Origin of the sequence: Bacteroides caccae, assembly GCF_002222615.2 — a bacterium.
In the GTDB taxonomy this organism is placed as follows: Bacteria; Bacteroidota; Bacteroidia; order Bacteroidales; family Bacteroidaceae; genus Bacteroides; species Bacteroides caccae.
On record NZ_CP022412.2, the window covers coordinates 1,474,449 to 1,488,869 of the forward strand.

A 14,421-nucleotide genomic window follows, 5' to 3' on the forward strand; every position below is an offset into this window, starting at 1 on the left:
CAATATGTCATTTCTTTCAATTTACGTATGTGTTTCATTCAATCGTTGTTTTGTGTGTTGTCTGAGGCTGACTTGAATGCTATAAATCAATGTTGTATAGCTTCAGTTTATTATATAACGTCTTCCGGTCAATATTCAACAGTTGTGCTGCCTTACTTTTATTATTCCCGGTTTGGCGTAATGCTTCCAATATATGTTCTTTTTCCGTCTCCTCATTGCGTAATGACATGCTTGTGGTACAAGTTGTAGTAGTATCCAGTAAGTCAGTACCTAATTCGAGCAATGTAATAAAACTGCCTTGCGCCAGTAAGGTTGCCCTTTTCACGATATTCTTCATTTGACGCAGGTTTCCCGGCCAATGATAACTCAATAAAGCTTGTGACGCTTTTGCGTCGAAACCAATCAGATGCTTGTCCAATTCCTTGTTTGCCTGATCAAGGAAGAAGTTGGCGAATAGCAGGATATCTTCTTTCCGTTCTTTCAAGTCAGGCATTCGCAGGGTAAATTCATTGATGCGATGATAAAGGTCTTCGCGAAATGTTCCCTTTTCGATTCCTTGTTCCAGATTTTCGTTGGTGGCCGATACCAGGCGGATATCCACGGATATTTCTTGTGTAGAACCGACCGGACGTATTTTTCTCTCTTGCAGGGCGCGGAGTAGTTGTATCTGCACCTCGTAGCTGAGATTTCCGATTTCATCCAGAAAGATAGTGCCACCGTTGGCTGCAACGAAAGCTCCCGTTTTATCCGTCAATGCTCCCGTAAACGAGCCTTTTACATGACCAAAGAATTCGGAGGCTGCCAATTCCTTAGGTATCGAACCGCAGTCTACGGCAATGAACGGTTTGTCGCTACGTTTGCTAAGTTGATGAATACGGTGTGCCACATATTCTTTACCTGTTCCGCTAGAACCGTTGATGAGTACGGACATATTAGTAGGAGCTACCAGGCCTACATAATTGTAGAGTTGCTTGGCAGCATCACTTTCTCCTTCCAGATAGGCACGACGAGTTTCTGTTGTCTCTTTGGATGAGGCGGGAGAGACTTTTTTCGAAGACATCTTGGCTGCGGAATGAGCTGTTGGCGTTCTCTCTGTTTGTAGAGCTTCTGATATTTTCTTTAATAATTCTTCCGGGTTGACAGGTTTTGCGATATAATCCCGTGCACCAAGTTTCATGGCCAATACCGCTGATTGAATATCCGCATAACCGGTCATGATAATCAGGGGAATATCCAGTCCCCGGTCATTCATCCATTTCAGCAAATCAATGCCTTCGTAATCGGGTAATCGTAAATCGGATAATACCAAGTCAACAGTCTGGCTTTCGATATGCTTTCGGGCACGTGCTATATTACTCACTGATGATACTTCAAATCCTTTTTTGCCTAACCAGGTTTTGAGCATCATTCCAAAAGTTATATCATCTTCGACTATTAATATGGCTTTCATTGTGTCAGGTTTTGATTCTTTTAAGTCACAAAGGTAAGATGATTTAGGCGAAAGTGGTATATTTGCAAACTTAAATTAAATAAAAGCGTTATGAAAAAGATTACATTGATATTATTAACTATATCGTTTTGCGGACTTACTGCCTGCAAAACCGGAACAAAAAAAGGAGGAGACATGGATAAAGAGACATTGGTAAAGATTGAAACAACAGCCGGAGACATCAAAGTGAAGTTGTATAATGAGACACCCAAGCATCGTGATAATTTTATCAAACTGGTGAAAGACGGAGTATATGAAGGAACATTATTTCATCGTGTCATCAAAGATTTTATGATTCAAGCTGGTGACCCGGATTCAAAGAATGCGCCGAAAGGGAAGATGTTGGGTGCCGGTGATGTCGGCTACACCGTACCGGCAGAATTTGTATATCCGAAGTATTTCCATAAGAAAGGAGCGTTGTCTGCAGCCCGTCAGGGAGACAATGTGAATCCGAAAAAAGAATCTTCCGGTTGTCAGTTCTATATCGTAACGGGTAAGGTTTACAATGATTCTACACTGTTGGGTATGGAAAGCCAGATGAATGAAAATAAGATCAATGTCATTTTCAATAAATTGGCGCAGAAACACATGAAAGAAATCTATAAGATGCGTAAGGCGAATGACGAAAACGGGCTTTATGACTTGCAGGAGAAATTGTTTGCGGAAGCACAGGAATTGTCGGCAAAAGAACCGGAATTCCATTTTACGCCGGAGCAGATAGAAGCATATACTACTGTGGGTGGTACTCCACATCTGGATGGCGAATATACAGTATTCGGCGAAGTAGTGGAGGGTATGGACGTCGTAGATAAAATCCAGAAGGTGAAGACGGACCGTAGCGACCGTCCCGAAGAAGATGTGAAGATAATAAAAGCGACTATACTTGACTAAATGATATGAAAATCAATAGGCACATTCTTGACAACGGGTTGCGGCTGGTACATTCGCGGGACGAAAGTACACAGATGGTGGCTCTAAATATATTATATAATGTGGGAGCTCGTGACGAACATCCCGAACATACCGGCTTCGCACATCTGTTTGAACACTTGATGTTCGGTGGATCGGTAAATATCCCCGATTATGATATGCCGCTTCAGCTAGCGGGTGGAGAGAATAATGCCTGGACGAACAATGATATCACCAATTACTACCTCACTGTGCCCCGGCAGAATGTGGAAACCGGCTTCTGGTTGGAGTCCGACCGTATGTTGAGCCTTGATTTCAGCGAACGGAGTCTGGAAGTACAGCGAGGGGTAGTAATGGAAGAATTCAAGCAACGCTGTCTGAACCAGCCTTATGGAGATGTGGGGCATCTTTTGCGCCCGTTGGCTTATCAGAAACATCCTTATCAATGGCCGACTATCGGAAAAGACCTGTCGCATGTCGCTAATGCAACATTAGAAGAGGTGAAAGCATTCTTTTTCCGTTTTTATGCTCCTAACAATGCGATACTGGCGGTGACCGGGAATATCTCTTTTGAGGAAGCAGTGGAATTGACGGAGAAATGGTTCGGATCTGTTCCCCGTCGGGAAGTTCCTGTACGGAATCTGCCACAGGAGCCGGAACAGACGGAAGAACGCAGGCTGACGGTAGAGAGAAATGTACCTCTTGATTCTCTGTTCATGGCTTATCACATGTGCGATCATCGTCACCCGGATTATTATGTGTTCGATATACTGTCGGATGTATTGAGTAACGGGCGTTCCAGTCGATTGAACCAACATCTGGTACAGGAAAAACAGCTATTCTCGAGCATTGATGCTTACATCTCAGGTAGTGTGGATGCAGGCTTGTTTCACATTGCCGGAAAACCTTCGGCGGGAGTTAGCCTCGAACTGGCGGAAGCGGCAGTGCGCGACGAACTCGATCGCCTGCAACAAGAATTGGTTGACGGACAGGAATTGGAGAAGGTGAAAAATAAGTTTGAGTCTACCCAGATATTCGGTAATATAAATTATTTGAATGTGGCTACCAATCTTGCCTGGTTCGAATTGCTCGGTAAAGCGGAAGATTTGGAGAAAGAAGTAGAACGTTATCGCTCTGTCACTGCTATGCAGTTGCGGGAAGTCGCTCAATCGGCTTTTCGGAAAGAGAACGGAGTTGTACTCTATTATAAAAGTAAATGAGAAATATATATAGAACATACAGAGAGCATTATAAAGCATTATTTTTTCTTGGTTTACCTATCGTTATCGGACAAATAGGAGTGATCGTGCTCGGGTTTGCCGATACCCTGATGATTGGACATCATAGTACGGTAGAATTGGGAGCAGCTTCTTTTGTAAATAACGTGTTCAATTTGGCTATCATTTTCAGTACCGGTTTTTCATACGGGCTAACTCCTGTTGTGGGAGGTCTATATGGAACACATCAGTTTGCACCTGCCGGACAGGCATTGCGTAATAGTTTGTTAGCGAATCTGATGGTCGCGTTATTATTGACGCTTTGTATGACTGTTCTTTATCTGAATATAGAGAATCTTGGCCAGCCGGAAGAACTGATTCCTTTGATTAAGCCTTATTATTTGGTGCTGCTGGCTTCATTGGTGTTTGTTATGCTTTTCAATGGATTCAAGCAGTTTACGGATGGAATCACGGATACCAAGACGGCCATGTGGATACTCTTGGGAGGAAATGTATTGAATATCATAGGAAATTATCTTTTGATTTACGGAAAGTTAGGTTTGCCCGAGTTGGGATTGTTGGGAGCCGGTATCAGCACATTGTTTTCGCGTATTATGATGGTGCTCGTGTTTATCATTATCTTCTTGCGTAGTTCTCGTTTTATCCGTTACAAAGTTGGCTTCTTCCGTTTGGGGTGGTCACGGGCTATATTCGGTCGGTTGAACGGACTTGGTTGGCCGGTTGCTTTTCAAATGGGAATGGAAACAGCTTCTTTTAGTCTGAGTGCCATAATGATAGGTTGGTTGGGGACCATTGCACTGGCTTCGCATCAGGTTATGTTGGCTATTTCACAGTTTACGTTTATGATGTATTATGGCATGGGAGCTGCCGTAGCTGTTCGTGTCAGCAACTTCAAAGGTCAGAACGATATTTTGAACGTTCGTCGTTCGGCCTATGCCGGTTTTCATCTGATGATGACATTGGGCGTAGTGCTTTCTTTTATTGTCTTTCTTTGCCGTAACTATTTAGGAGGTTGGTTTACCGACAGTCCTGAGGTGGCGGCTATGGTAACTTCTCTCATTTTTCCTTTCCTCGTTTATCAGTTCGGGGACGGGTTACAGATTACTTTTGCTAATGCCTTGCGTGGCATTTCGGATGTAAAACTGATGATGCTCATCGCCTTTATCGCTTACTTTATCATCTCACTTCCCGTAGGTTATTTCTGCGGCTTCGTAATGGGCTGGGGGGTGGTAGGTGTCTGGATGGCGTTCCCTTTCGGTCTGACAAGTGCAGGATTAATGCTTTGGTGGCGTTTTCATTACATGACGAAACTCCCCACTCCCCAAGTGAATACTTGATACTTAAAACTTTACCGTATGGCTTCCTATCGTTCCACAAAGTTGAAAGTAACAATCGGTTATACGTTATTACTTGCAATTCTTCTTTTTTCTCTGGTATTTGTACATCGCGAAATGGAGACATTGTCGGCTGCCGATGACCAGGAGAATCTGCGGACAGACAGCCTGTTGACCCTGCTGCACGAGAAAGACCGGAATACGATACAGATGCTCCGGGTATTGAGCGAAGCGAATGACAGCTTACTTTCCGCTTCGGAGATTGAAGAAATAATTTCCGAACAAGATTCTGTCATTACTCAGCAACGGGTACAACACCGAGTTATCACTAAACGGGATTCTTTACTGACTACGCCTAAGAAGAAAGGTTTCTTTAAGAGATTGGCAGAAGTGTTTGTCCCAACTAAACAAGACAGTGCCGTGCTTGTTAATACCTCCATGGAGGTTGCTACGGATACTATTCTGGAACCGACCACTTCTAAAGATTCCCTTCAGCAAAAGATTCGTATGGCTACAGAGGAAAAACGGTTGCAGCGGCGAAAAACAATCCGGCGGACTAGTACAAAATATCAGCGTATGAATTCGCAGTTGACAGCAAGAATGGATAGCCTGATAAAACAATACGAGGAGGAAATGACCTTGCGTGCCCGCCAGGATGCAGAAATGCAACAGGAGGTAAGAATGCGTTCAGCACGCACCATTGGTGGAATAGCTATCGGAGCAGTGCTGCTCTCTGTCTTTTTCCTGATTTTGATAGTGCGTGACATATCCCGCAGCAATCGTTACCGCCGGCAATTGGAAGAAGCTAATAAACGGGCGGAAGACCTGCTTATTGCCCGTGAAAAGCTGATGCTCGCCATTACTCACGACTTTAAAGCACCGTTAGGCTCTATTATGGGATATACCGAATTACTTTCCCGACTGACGGAGGACGAACGGCAGCGCTTCTATCTTGACAATATGAAAAGTTCTTCGGAACATCTTTTGAAATTGGTCAGCGACTTGCTCGACTTTCATCGGCTCGACCTTAATAAAGCGGAAGTGAACCGCGTCACCTTCAATCCTTCGCAGTTATTCGAAGAAATCCATGTTAGCTTCGAACCATTGACAGCCGCCAAAGGATTAACCTTGCAATGCCATGTCGCTCAGGAATTAAATGGGAGATACATCAGCGACCCTTTACGGCTCCGGCAGATAGTGAATAATCTTTTGTCTAACGCAGTGAAGTTTACTCCGAAAGGCGAGATTGCATTAACGGCTAAATATGATTCTTCCAAGCTGACGATAGCGATTTCGGATACCGGAAAAGGTATGGCTACGGAAGACCGCGAACGGATTTTTCAGGAATTTACCCGTTTATCCGGTGCACAAGGAGAAGAAGGCTTCGGCTTGGGATTGTCTATTGTGAAGAAGTTGGTTGTTTTGCTTGAAGGTACGATTGATGTGCAGAGTAAGCTGGGGGAGGGAAGTTGCTTCACAGTCATTCTCCCTCTTTATCCGGTGGGAAAATCTGTGTCCGAAAGGGCATTGGAAGAAAAAACAATTTCGGCAGAAGACCCTGTCACGCTTCCACCGATGAAAGTGATACGTGTACTGTTGATTGATGATGATAAAATTCAATTAAGCTTGACGGCAGCCATGTTAAAGCAACATGGAATTGACGCCGTTTGTTGTGAGCAACTGGAGGAGTTGATAGAACAGCTCCGTACCTCTGTTTTCGATGTATTGCTGACTGATATACAAATGCCTGCTATTAATGGCTTTGATTTGGTAAAACTCTTGCGCGCTTCCAATATTCCGCAGGCAAAGACAATTCCTGTGATTGCCGTAACTGCCCGCAGTGAAATGGATATAGATGCTTTACAAGAACACGGTTTTGCCGGTTGCCTGCACAAACCTTTTACGGTGAAAGAACTATTGCTCACAGTCAACGAAGGACAGCTTGCCGCTGACGAAGCACACATTACTGAGGATATGCAGACTGTAAGTTCCTTGAACTTTTCTGCATTAACAGCCTTTTCTGAAGACGATGCTGATGCCGCACATTCCATTATTCAGACCTTTATCGAAGAAACCGGAAAGAATGCCGATCGGATGCAACAAGCATTGGCAGGCAAGGAGGTGGACGGAATAGCGGCTATGGCTCACAAACTACTTCCGCTTTTCACTTTAATCGGGGCAATGGAAGCTGTGCCTTTATTGAACTGGCTGGAAACACAACGTGGGCAATGTTTTTCAGAGGAGATAGGTGAAAAAACGGCTTGTGTACTTCTGGAGATTCAGAAGGTTCTGGAAGAAGCTCGTAAGGTATAAGTAGCTTGAAGTAGTGACAAGAGCTCCGGTAAAGAAGGTGAAGAAAGAAAACCATAATGCTTGTATTTCTTTTGTGATTGAACATTTTGCTCCTAACGTCAACCTTTTTTCAGAATTAATTGTTTACTTTGTGTCACCTTTTAATACACTGGCACATTTTACATGAAACGAAAATGGATAAGAAGGGTGAGTTGGATATTGCTCACTCCTGTATTGCTTTTTGTAATACTAATGATATTACTTTATATACCTCCCGTTCAGAATCTTTTGCGTCGGGAGGTGACAGCATACGCTTCCAAAGCAACCGGTATGCAGATTCAGGTGGAACGAATCGACCTTCGTTTTCCGCTCAATCTGTTGGTTCGTGGCGTGGAAGTGATCCAGCAACCGGATACGCTGTTGTCTTTGGAAAGTCTGAACGTGCGTGTACAGGCATGGCCGCTCGTCAAGGGAAAGGTAGAGGTAGATGAAGTAACATTAAGTCAGGTAGCGTTCAATTCGGCTAATCTAATAGAAGGCATGAAGATAAAGGGGGTACTGGGACGTTTCTTTTTACAAAGTCATGGAGTTGATCTTTCTAATGAGCTGGCCGTTATCAACCAGACGGAATTATCGGACACTCACGTACAAATGTTGATGAACGATACTACGACTACGCCTAAAGATACAACAGCTTCTGCTCCTGTAAACTGGAAAGTGGATCTTCATAAACTGAAGTTGAAGAATGTGTCGTTCAGTATGCAACTTCCTGCTGACTCGATGCGAATGGCTGCTCATATCGAAGAAGCATTTATCAATGATGCACAAGCTGATCTGAAGAATCAGTTTTATGAACTGAAACAATTCCTGTTATCCGGAAGCTCTGCCAATTATGATACCGGAGCAGCCAAACCCGGAGAAGGTTTCGATGCGTCTCATATTGCCGTTCGTGATATCCGTATCGGTTTGGATTCCTTATTATATAAAGGTCGGGATATGAATGCTGTAATCCGTGAGTTTTCGATGAATGAACGTTCCGGATTGAGTATCACTTCATTGACGGGTAGGGCATTTTCTAACGACTCGATTATTCGTATTCCCGGCATAAAACTGCAAACCCCTCATTCCGAAATAGATTTATCCGCCCAGACATATTGGGAACTTGTCAATATTCCCACTACAGGACGTTTGTCCGCCGGTCTCAATGCTTATATCGGTAAAGAGGATGTTATGTTATTTGCCGGCGGTTTGCCGGATAGTTTCAAAGAGGCGTATCCCTTCCGTCCGCTTGTGGTTCGTGCCGGTACGGACGGAAATCTGAAACAAATGCAGATTTCTCGTTTCACAGTCGATCTCCCGGGAGCTTTTTCCATGAAAGGAGGCGGTATTCTTGAAAACTTGGCTGACAGCCTGACGCGTTCGGGGACTATCGGTCTGGATATGATTACTCAGAATCTAAACTTCCTGACTGCTTTAACGGGAGAAGCCCCCAACGGTACTATCGTAATCCCAGATAGCATGAATCTGAAGGCCCGTGTCGAGCTGAAAGGACCTGAATATAAGGCTAATCTTCACTTGAAACAGGGGCAAGGCTCTATGGGGGTGAATGCAGAACTTAATACCTCAACCGAGGCTTATGCAGCCGACTTGAAGATTGACAATCTACAACTCCATAATTTCCTTCCGAAAGACTCTATCTACGAACTTTCTCTTTCGGCAGATGCCAAAGGCCGTGGGCTGGACGTCATGTCTTATCGTGCTTTAGCCAAACTGAATCTTTCATTAGATCAACTACATTATGCACGTTACCAGCTTTCCAATGTTCATTTGACTGGAGCTTTGAAAGGTGCATTGGTGACGGCTAATCTGACAAGTGACAATGCGCTGTTGAAGATGACAACAGATGCAGAATACAATCTGGCACATCGTTATCCAGATGGAAAAGTGACGGTTGACGTCACTCAGCTCGACTTACACGAACTGGGGTTGATGCCTCAACCGATGAAGCGCCCGCTCGCCTTTAATCTTTCTGCCGAAGCTCGTCAAAACAGGGTGTTCACACATCTAACATCTGGTGATATGAAACTCAACTTGAGTGCACGTTCCGGTGTTAATTCTTTGATAAGTCAGTCTACACACTTCATGGATGTCCTGATGAAGCAGATTGATGAAAAAGCCTTGAACCACGCCGAACTGCGTGAAGCGTTGCCGACAGCTATTTTATCTTTCTCCGCAGGAAAAGAGAATCCGTTAGCTTATTTTCTGGCTACTAAAAACATATCCTACCATGATGTTTCCATGAAGTTCGGTACGGCTCCCGATTGGGGAATCAATGGAAAAGCTGCGGTGCATGCATTGAAGATGGACACATTGCAACTGGATACAATCTTCTTCACTGTCAAACAGGATACTACTTTAATGAAACTACGTGCCGGTGTAATAAACGGACCGAAGAATCCGCAATTCTCTTTTGCTACTACTTTGACCGGAGAGATTCGCGACCGCGATGCGGAATTGCTGGTAGACTACAAAAACGGCAAAGGAGAAACAGGCGTATTGCTGGGGGTAAATGCCCGCCCTCTGTTCGAAGGACATGGTAAGGGGAACGGAATCGCTTTCACACTGATTCCGGAGAATCCGATTGTTGCCTTCCAAAGATTTCATTTCAACGAGAATCATAACTGGATTTACCTGCATAAAAATATGCGTGTATACGCGAACGTGGATATGTGGGATGAAGAAGGAATGGGATTCAGGGTACATTCCGTACCGGGCGATACGGTGTCTCTGCAGAATATAGATGTTGAAATACGTAGAATCCGTCTGCAAGAGATAACGAGTGTGTTGCCTTACTTCCCCGAAATAACCGGATTGTTCTCGTTGGAAGCTCATTACATACAGACAGAAAAGGATTTGCAACTCTCGGCTGAGGCGTCTGTTGATGAACTGACTTATGAACGTCAGCGTATCGGTGACGTTGCATTAGGGGCTACGTGGTTGCCGGGCGAACAGGGAAAACAATATCTGAATGCTTATCTGAATCACGAACAGGCAGAAGTGCTGGTGGCAGATGGGAAACTGGTTCCTACCCGCACAGGCAAAGATAGTTTGGAAGTGAATACAACATTGGAGCATTTTCCGCTGCGGGTGGCGAATGTGTTTATTCCTGACCAGATGGTCACTTTGTCCGGTGATATGGATGGTAATCTGAATATAACGGGCAGTACTGAACAACCTTTGATAAACGGCGAACTTGTATTGGATAGTGTTGCTGTCCTTTCCCGTCAATATGGTGCGCGTTTCATGTTTGACAATCGTCCTGTGCAAATAAAGAACAATCGGTTGGAATTTGATAAATTTGCTATTTACACAACATCGAAGAATCCGTTTACTATTGATGGCTATGTTGATTTCCGTGATATGAGCCGTCCAATGGCGAACCTGAATATGCTGGCACAAAATTATACGTTACTGGATGCTAAGCGTACCCGTGAAAGTCTGGTTTACGGCAAAGTATTTGCTGATTTCCGGGCGACGGTGAAAGGGCCTTTGGACGGGCTGAATATGCGTGGGAACGTGAGTCTGCTGGGGAACACCGATGTTTCGTATGTCTTGACCGATTCACCATTGACAGTGCAGGACCGTTTGGGAAGTTTGGTAACATTTACTTCATTTAGCGATACTACAACTGTTGTCCGGCAGGAAGTGCCGACTGTCTCTTTAGGCGGATTGGACATGGTAATGATGGTACATATCGATCCGTCCGTCCGAGTGAAAGTTGACCTGGATGCAAGTAATGATAACCGTATCGAACTGGAAGGCGGGGGTGACCTTTCCATGAAATACACTCCGCAAGGCGACCTGACTCTGACCGGACGTTATACGTTGAGTGGCGGCTTGATGAAATATGCTTTGCCGGTGATTGCAGCAAAGGAATTTGCCATTGATAACGGTAGTTACGTGGAATGGACGGGAAATCCGATGGACCCGATGTTGAACTTTAAGGCGACTGACCGTATCCGTGCGTCAGTTTCCGAAGGAGAGAATGGTGGAAGTCGTATGGTTAATTTCGATGTTTCCGTTGTAGTCAAGAACCGCTTGGATAATCTTTCGTTTGCATTCGATGTTGCGGCTCCCGAAGATGCGACCGTACAAAACGAGTTGACCGCTATGGGGGCGGAAGAACGAGGTAAACAGGCATTGTATATCATGGTGATGAAAACTTATCTCGGCACCGGACCGATTGGTGGGGGTGGCGGCGGACTCGGCAAGCTGAATATGGGATCTGCTCTGACTTCTGTATTGAGTAGTCAGATAAACTCCTTGATGGGTAACTTGAAGAATGCGAGTCTCTCTGTCGGTGTCGAAGACCACGACGATTCAGAGACGGGAAGTAAACGTACGGATTACAGTTTCCGTTATTCACAACGCTTGTTTAACAATCGTTTCCAGATTGTAATCGGTGGCAAGGTTTCTCAAGGTGAGAATGCGACGAATGACGCCGAATCCTTCATCGACAATATTTCTCTGGAATATCGTTTGGATAGAACCGGAACCCGGTATATCCGCCTGTTCTATGACAAGAACTACGAGAGTGTGCTCGAAGGTGAGATTACGGAAACCGGAGTCGGTATTGTGCTTCGCAAGAAGCTGGACAAACTTAGTGAACTGTTCATCTTTAAGAAAAAGAAGTAAGTATGAAAGAGATACATATAAATATATTGGCTGTTTGTCTGATAAGTGTAGTGTTACTGTCGGCTTGTTCGGTGACGAAACATCTTCCCGAAGGGGAGGTGCTTTACACCGGAAGCAAGACTGTCATATTGAATAAATCGACAACACCGGTAGGAGAGACGGCGCTGACGGAAATTGATGCTGCACTCGATAAGACACCTAGTACAAAGATGTTTGGCGGTATCCTTCCTATCCCTTTTAAAATGTGGATGTACAATGACTTCGTGAAATATAAGAAGGGATTCGGTAAATGGATGTTCAACCGTTTTGCGGCCAATCCTCCCGTATTTATTTCTACGGTCAACCCGGAGGTACGTGTGAAGGTAACGACTAATTTGCTTCGTGATTATGGCTATTTCAATGGGAAGGTAGCTTATGAAACGGTTGTTGATAAGAAAGACAGTCTGAAGGCGGGCATTATCTATACGGTGGATATGAAGAACCCTTATTTCATTGATACGGTTTACTATCAACGGTTCACTCCCCAGACTCTGCGGATTATGGAGCGCGGACGCCGGATGTCTTATATAAGTCCGGGTGAGCAGTTCAACGTGGTTGATTTGGACGAAGAACGCTCCCGTATCAGTACATTGTTGCGTAACCTCGGATATTTTTATTTCCGTCCCGACTATATGACTTACCAGGCGGATACGACTTTGGTACCCGGAGGGCATATCAGTCTTCGCCTGATTCCTGTGCCGGGATTGCCGGCTGCGGCACAGCGTCCTTATTACGTGGGTGATGCGTCTGTCTATCTGTTCGGAAAGAACGGAGAAGCGCCGAATGACAGTATGATGTATAAGAACTTGAATATCCACTATTACAATAAATTGCAGGTTCGTCCCAATATGCTTTATCGTTGGCTGAATTATCAACAGTTTGTACGGAACGCACAGATGCGTGCTTCCAACCGTACCCGGCTTTACAGCCAGTATCGGCAGGAACAGATACAGGAGAAACTCAGCCAGTTGGGAATATTTAGTTATATGGATATCCAATATGCCCCCAAAGATACAACAGCTGTTTGTGATACGTTGGACATCACGATGCAGGCTACTTTTGCCAAACCGTTGGACGCTGAACTGGAATTGAACGTAGTAACTAAAAGTAACGACCAGACCGGTCCGGGTGCTTCGTTCGGAGTTACACGGAATAATGTATTTGGTGGTGGAGAAAGTTGGAACGTGAAACTGAAAGGCTCTTATGAATGGCAGACCGGTGGCGGAGAGAAAAGTTCGTTGATGAACAGTTGGGAAATGGGAATATCTACTTCTCTGACTTTCCCTAGAGTGGTTTTCCCGCGTTGGGGGAAAAGGGAATTTGACTTTCCCGCTACGACTACTTTCCGTTTGTATATCGATCAGTTGAACCGGGCAAGATATTATAAACTGTTATCTTTCGGCGGAAACGCAACCTACGATTTCCAGCCGACGCGTACCAGTCGTCATAGTATCACACCTTTCAAACTGACATTCAACGTCTTGCAACACCAGTCGAAAGAGTTTATGGAGATTGCAGCCGACAATCCGGCACTATATGTCAGCTTAGACAACCAGTTCATCCCGGCTATGGAGTACACTTATACGTATGATAATGCCTCTGTGCGGAGAGTGAAGAATCCTATCTGGTGGCAATCTACCGTGACTTCTGCCGGAAATGTGACTGCCACTATTTATCGTGCTTTCGGCAAACCTTATAATGAGGAAGGGAAAAAACTTTTGGGGGCTCCGTTCTCGCAGTTTATGAAATTTAATACCGAGTTCCGCCATTTGTGGAACATGGACAAAAATAATAAAATAGCTTCCCGTGTAGCGTTAGGCGCTCTTTTTGCATACGGTAATGCTACGATTGCCCCATATAGTGAACAATTCTACGTTGGTGGTGCCAACAGTATCCGTGCTTTTACGGTGCGTAGTATTGGTCCCGGTGGCTATCACCCGAAAGACAGCAAGTATTCTTATCTCGACCAGACAGGTACGTTCCGTTTCGAAGCGAACGTAGAATATCGTTTCCGTATCTTCAAGAGCATTTGGGGAGCTACTTTCCTGGATGCGGGTAACGTCTGGCTGCTGCGCAAGGACGAGGCACGTCCTGATTCGCAACTTCGTCTGAAAACTTTCCCGAAACAAATAGCCTTGGGGACAGGCGTAGGCGTCCGTTACGACATGGATATTCTTGTGTTCCGTCTTGACTTCGGTATTCCTTTGCATCTGCCCTATGATACGGAACGAAGCGGATATTATAATGTTACCGGTACCTTCTTCAAAAATCTGGGAATACATTTCGCTATCGGGTATCCGTTCTAACGTTCTTTCTTTGTCTCAAGACAAAAGAAAGGACATCACATAAGACAAAAGAAAGAAAGTTTTTGTACATTTGCACCAAAATCAGATGCCGTTGACATCACTAACCTTTTAATATTACA

General features: G+C 44.7%; 7 protein-coding genes. 6 read left to right on the top strand and 1 reads right to left on the bottom strand.

Translation table 11 applies throughout. The features are described from left to right. Window positions 1–79 precede the first annotated feature (79 nt). Window positions 80–1,450, bottom strand: a complete 1,371-nt coding sequence (locus CGC64_RS05780; RefSeq protein ID WP_005679076.1) for a sigma-54-dependent transcriptional regulator — start codon at window positions 1,448–1,450, stop codon at window positions 80–82. Between the two features lie 90 nt (window positions 1,451–1,540). Here CGC64_RS05780 and CGC64_RS05785 point away from each other — a divergent pair, with 90 nt between their 5' ends. The 6 genes from CGC64_RS05785 to tamL all read left to right on the top strand — a co-directional run bounded on the left by CGC64_RS05785 (window position 1,541) and on the right by tamL (window position 14,302). Beyond that, entirely contained in the window at window positions 1,541–2,380 is an 840-nt protein-coding gene (locus CGC64_RS05785) for a peptidylprolyl isomerase (protein WP_005679077.1), read from the top strand. 5 nt (window positions 2,381–2,385) lie between these two features. Further along, window positions 2,386–3,618 carry a M16 family metallopeptidase gene (locus CGC64_RS05790; protein WP_005679078.1) on the top strand — a complete coding sequence of 411 codons (1,233 nt, stop codon included), beginning with the start codon at window positions 2,386–2,388 and terminating at the stop codon, window positions 3,616–3,618. Beyond that, window positions 3,615–4,973, top strand: coding sequence for an MATE family efflux transporter (locus CGC64_RS05795; RefSeq protein ID WP_005679079.1), 1,359 nt, complete (start codon window positions 3,615–3,617; stop codon window positions 4,971–4,973). Before CGC64_RS05790 ends, CGC64_RS05795 begins: the two co-directional genes overlap by 4 nt. A gap of 18 nt (window positions 4,974–4,991) precedes the next feature. Beyond that, window positions 4,992–7,283, top strand: a complete 2,292-nt coding sequence (locus tag CGC64_RS05800; protein ID WP_005679080.1) for an ATP-binding response regulator — start codon at window positions 4,992–4,994, stop codon at window positions 7,281–7,283. Between the two features lie 162 nt (window positions 7,284–7,445). Further along, window positions 7,446–11,957, top strand: coding sequence for a translocation/assembly module TamB domain-containing protein (locus tag CGC64_RS05805; protein ID WP_005679083.1), 4,512 nt, complete (start codon window positions 7,446–7,448; stop codon window positions 11,955–11,957). A 2-nt stretch (window positions 11,958–11,959) separates the two neighbouring features. Then, window positions 11,960–14,302 (top strand): translocation and assembly module lipoprotein TamL, encoded by a 2,343-nt coding sequence (gene tamL / locus CGC64_RS05810; protein WP_005679084.1) that lies wholly within the window; start codon window positions 11,960–11,962, stop codon window positions 14,300–14,302. The last annotated feature ends 119 nt before the right edge of the window (window positions 14,303–14,421 follow it).

Excerpts from the sequence above, each read along its gene's own strand:
- CGC64_RS05780 (WP_005679076.1), bottom strand. The coding sequence starts at position 1,450 with ATGAAAGCCATATTAATAGTCGAAGATGATATAACTTTTGGAATGATG.
- CGC64_RS05785 (WP_005679077.1), top strand. The coding sequence starts at position 1,541 with ATGAAAAAGATTACATTGATATTATTAACTATATCGTTTTGCGGACTT.
- CGC64_RS05790 (WP_005679078.1), top strand. The coding sequence starts at position 2,386 with ATGAAAATCAATAGGCACATTCTTGACAACGGGTTGCGGCTGGTACAT.
- CGC64_RS05795 (WP_005679079.1), top strand. The coding sequence starts at position 3,615 with ATGAGAAATATATATAGAACATACAGAGAGCATTATAAAGCATTATTT.
- CGC64_RS05800 (WP_005679080.1), top strand. The coding sequence starts at position 4,992 with ATGGCTTCCTATCGTTCCACAAAGTTGAAAGTAACAATCGGTTATACG.
- CGC64_RS05805 (WP_005679083.1), top strand. The coding sequence starts at position 7,446 with ATGAAACGAAAATGGATAAGAAGGGTGAGTTGGATATTGCTCACTCCT.
- tamL (WP_005679084.1), top strand. The coding sequence starts at position 11,960 with ATGAAAGAGATACATATAAATATATTGGCTGTTTGTCTGATAAGTGTA.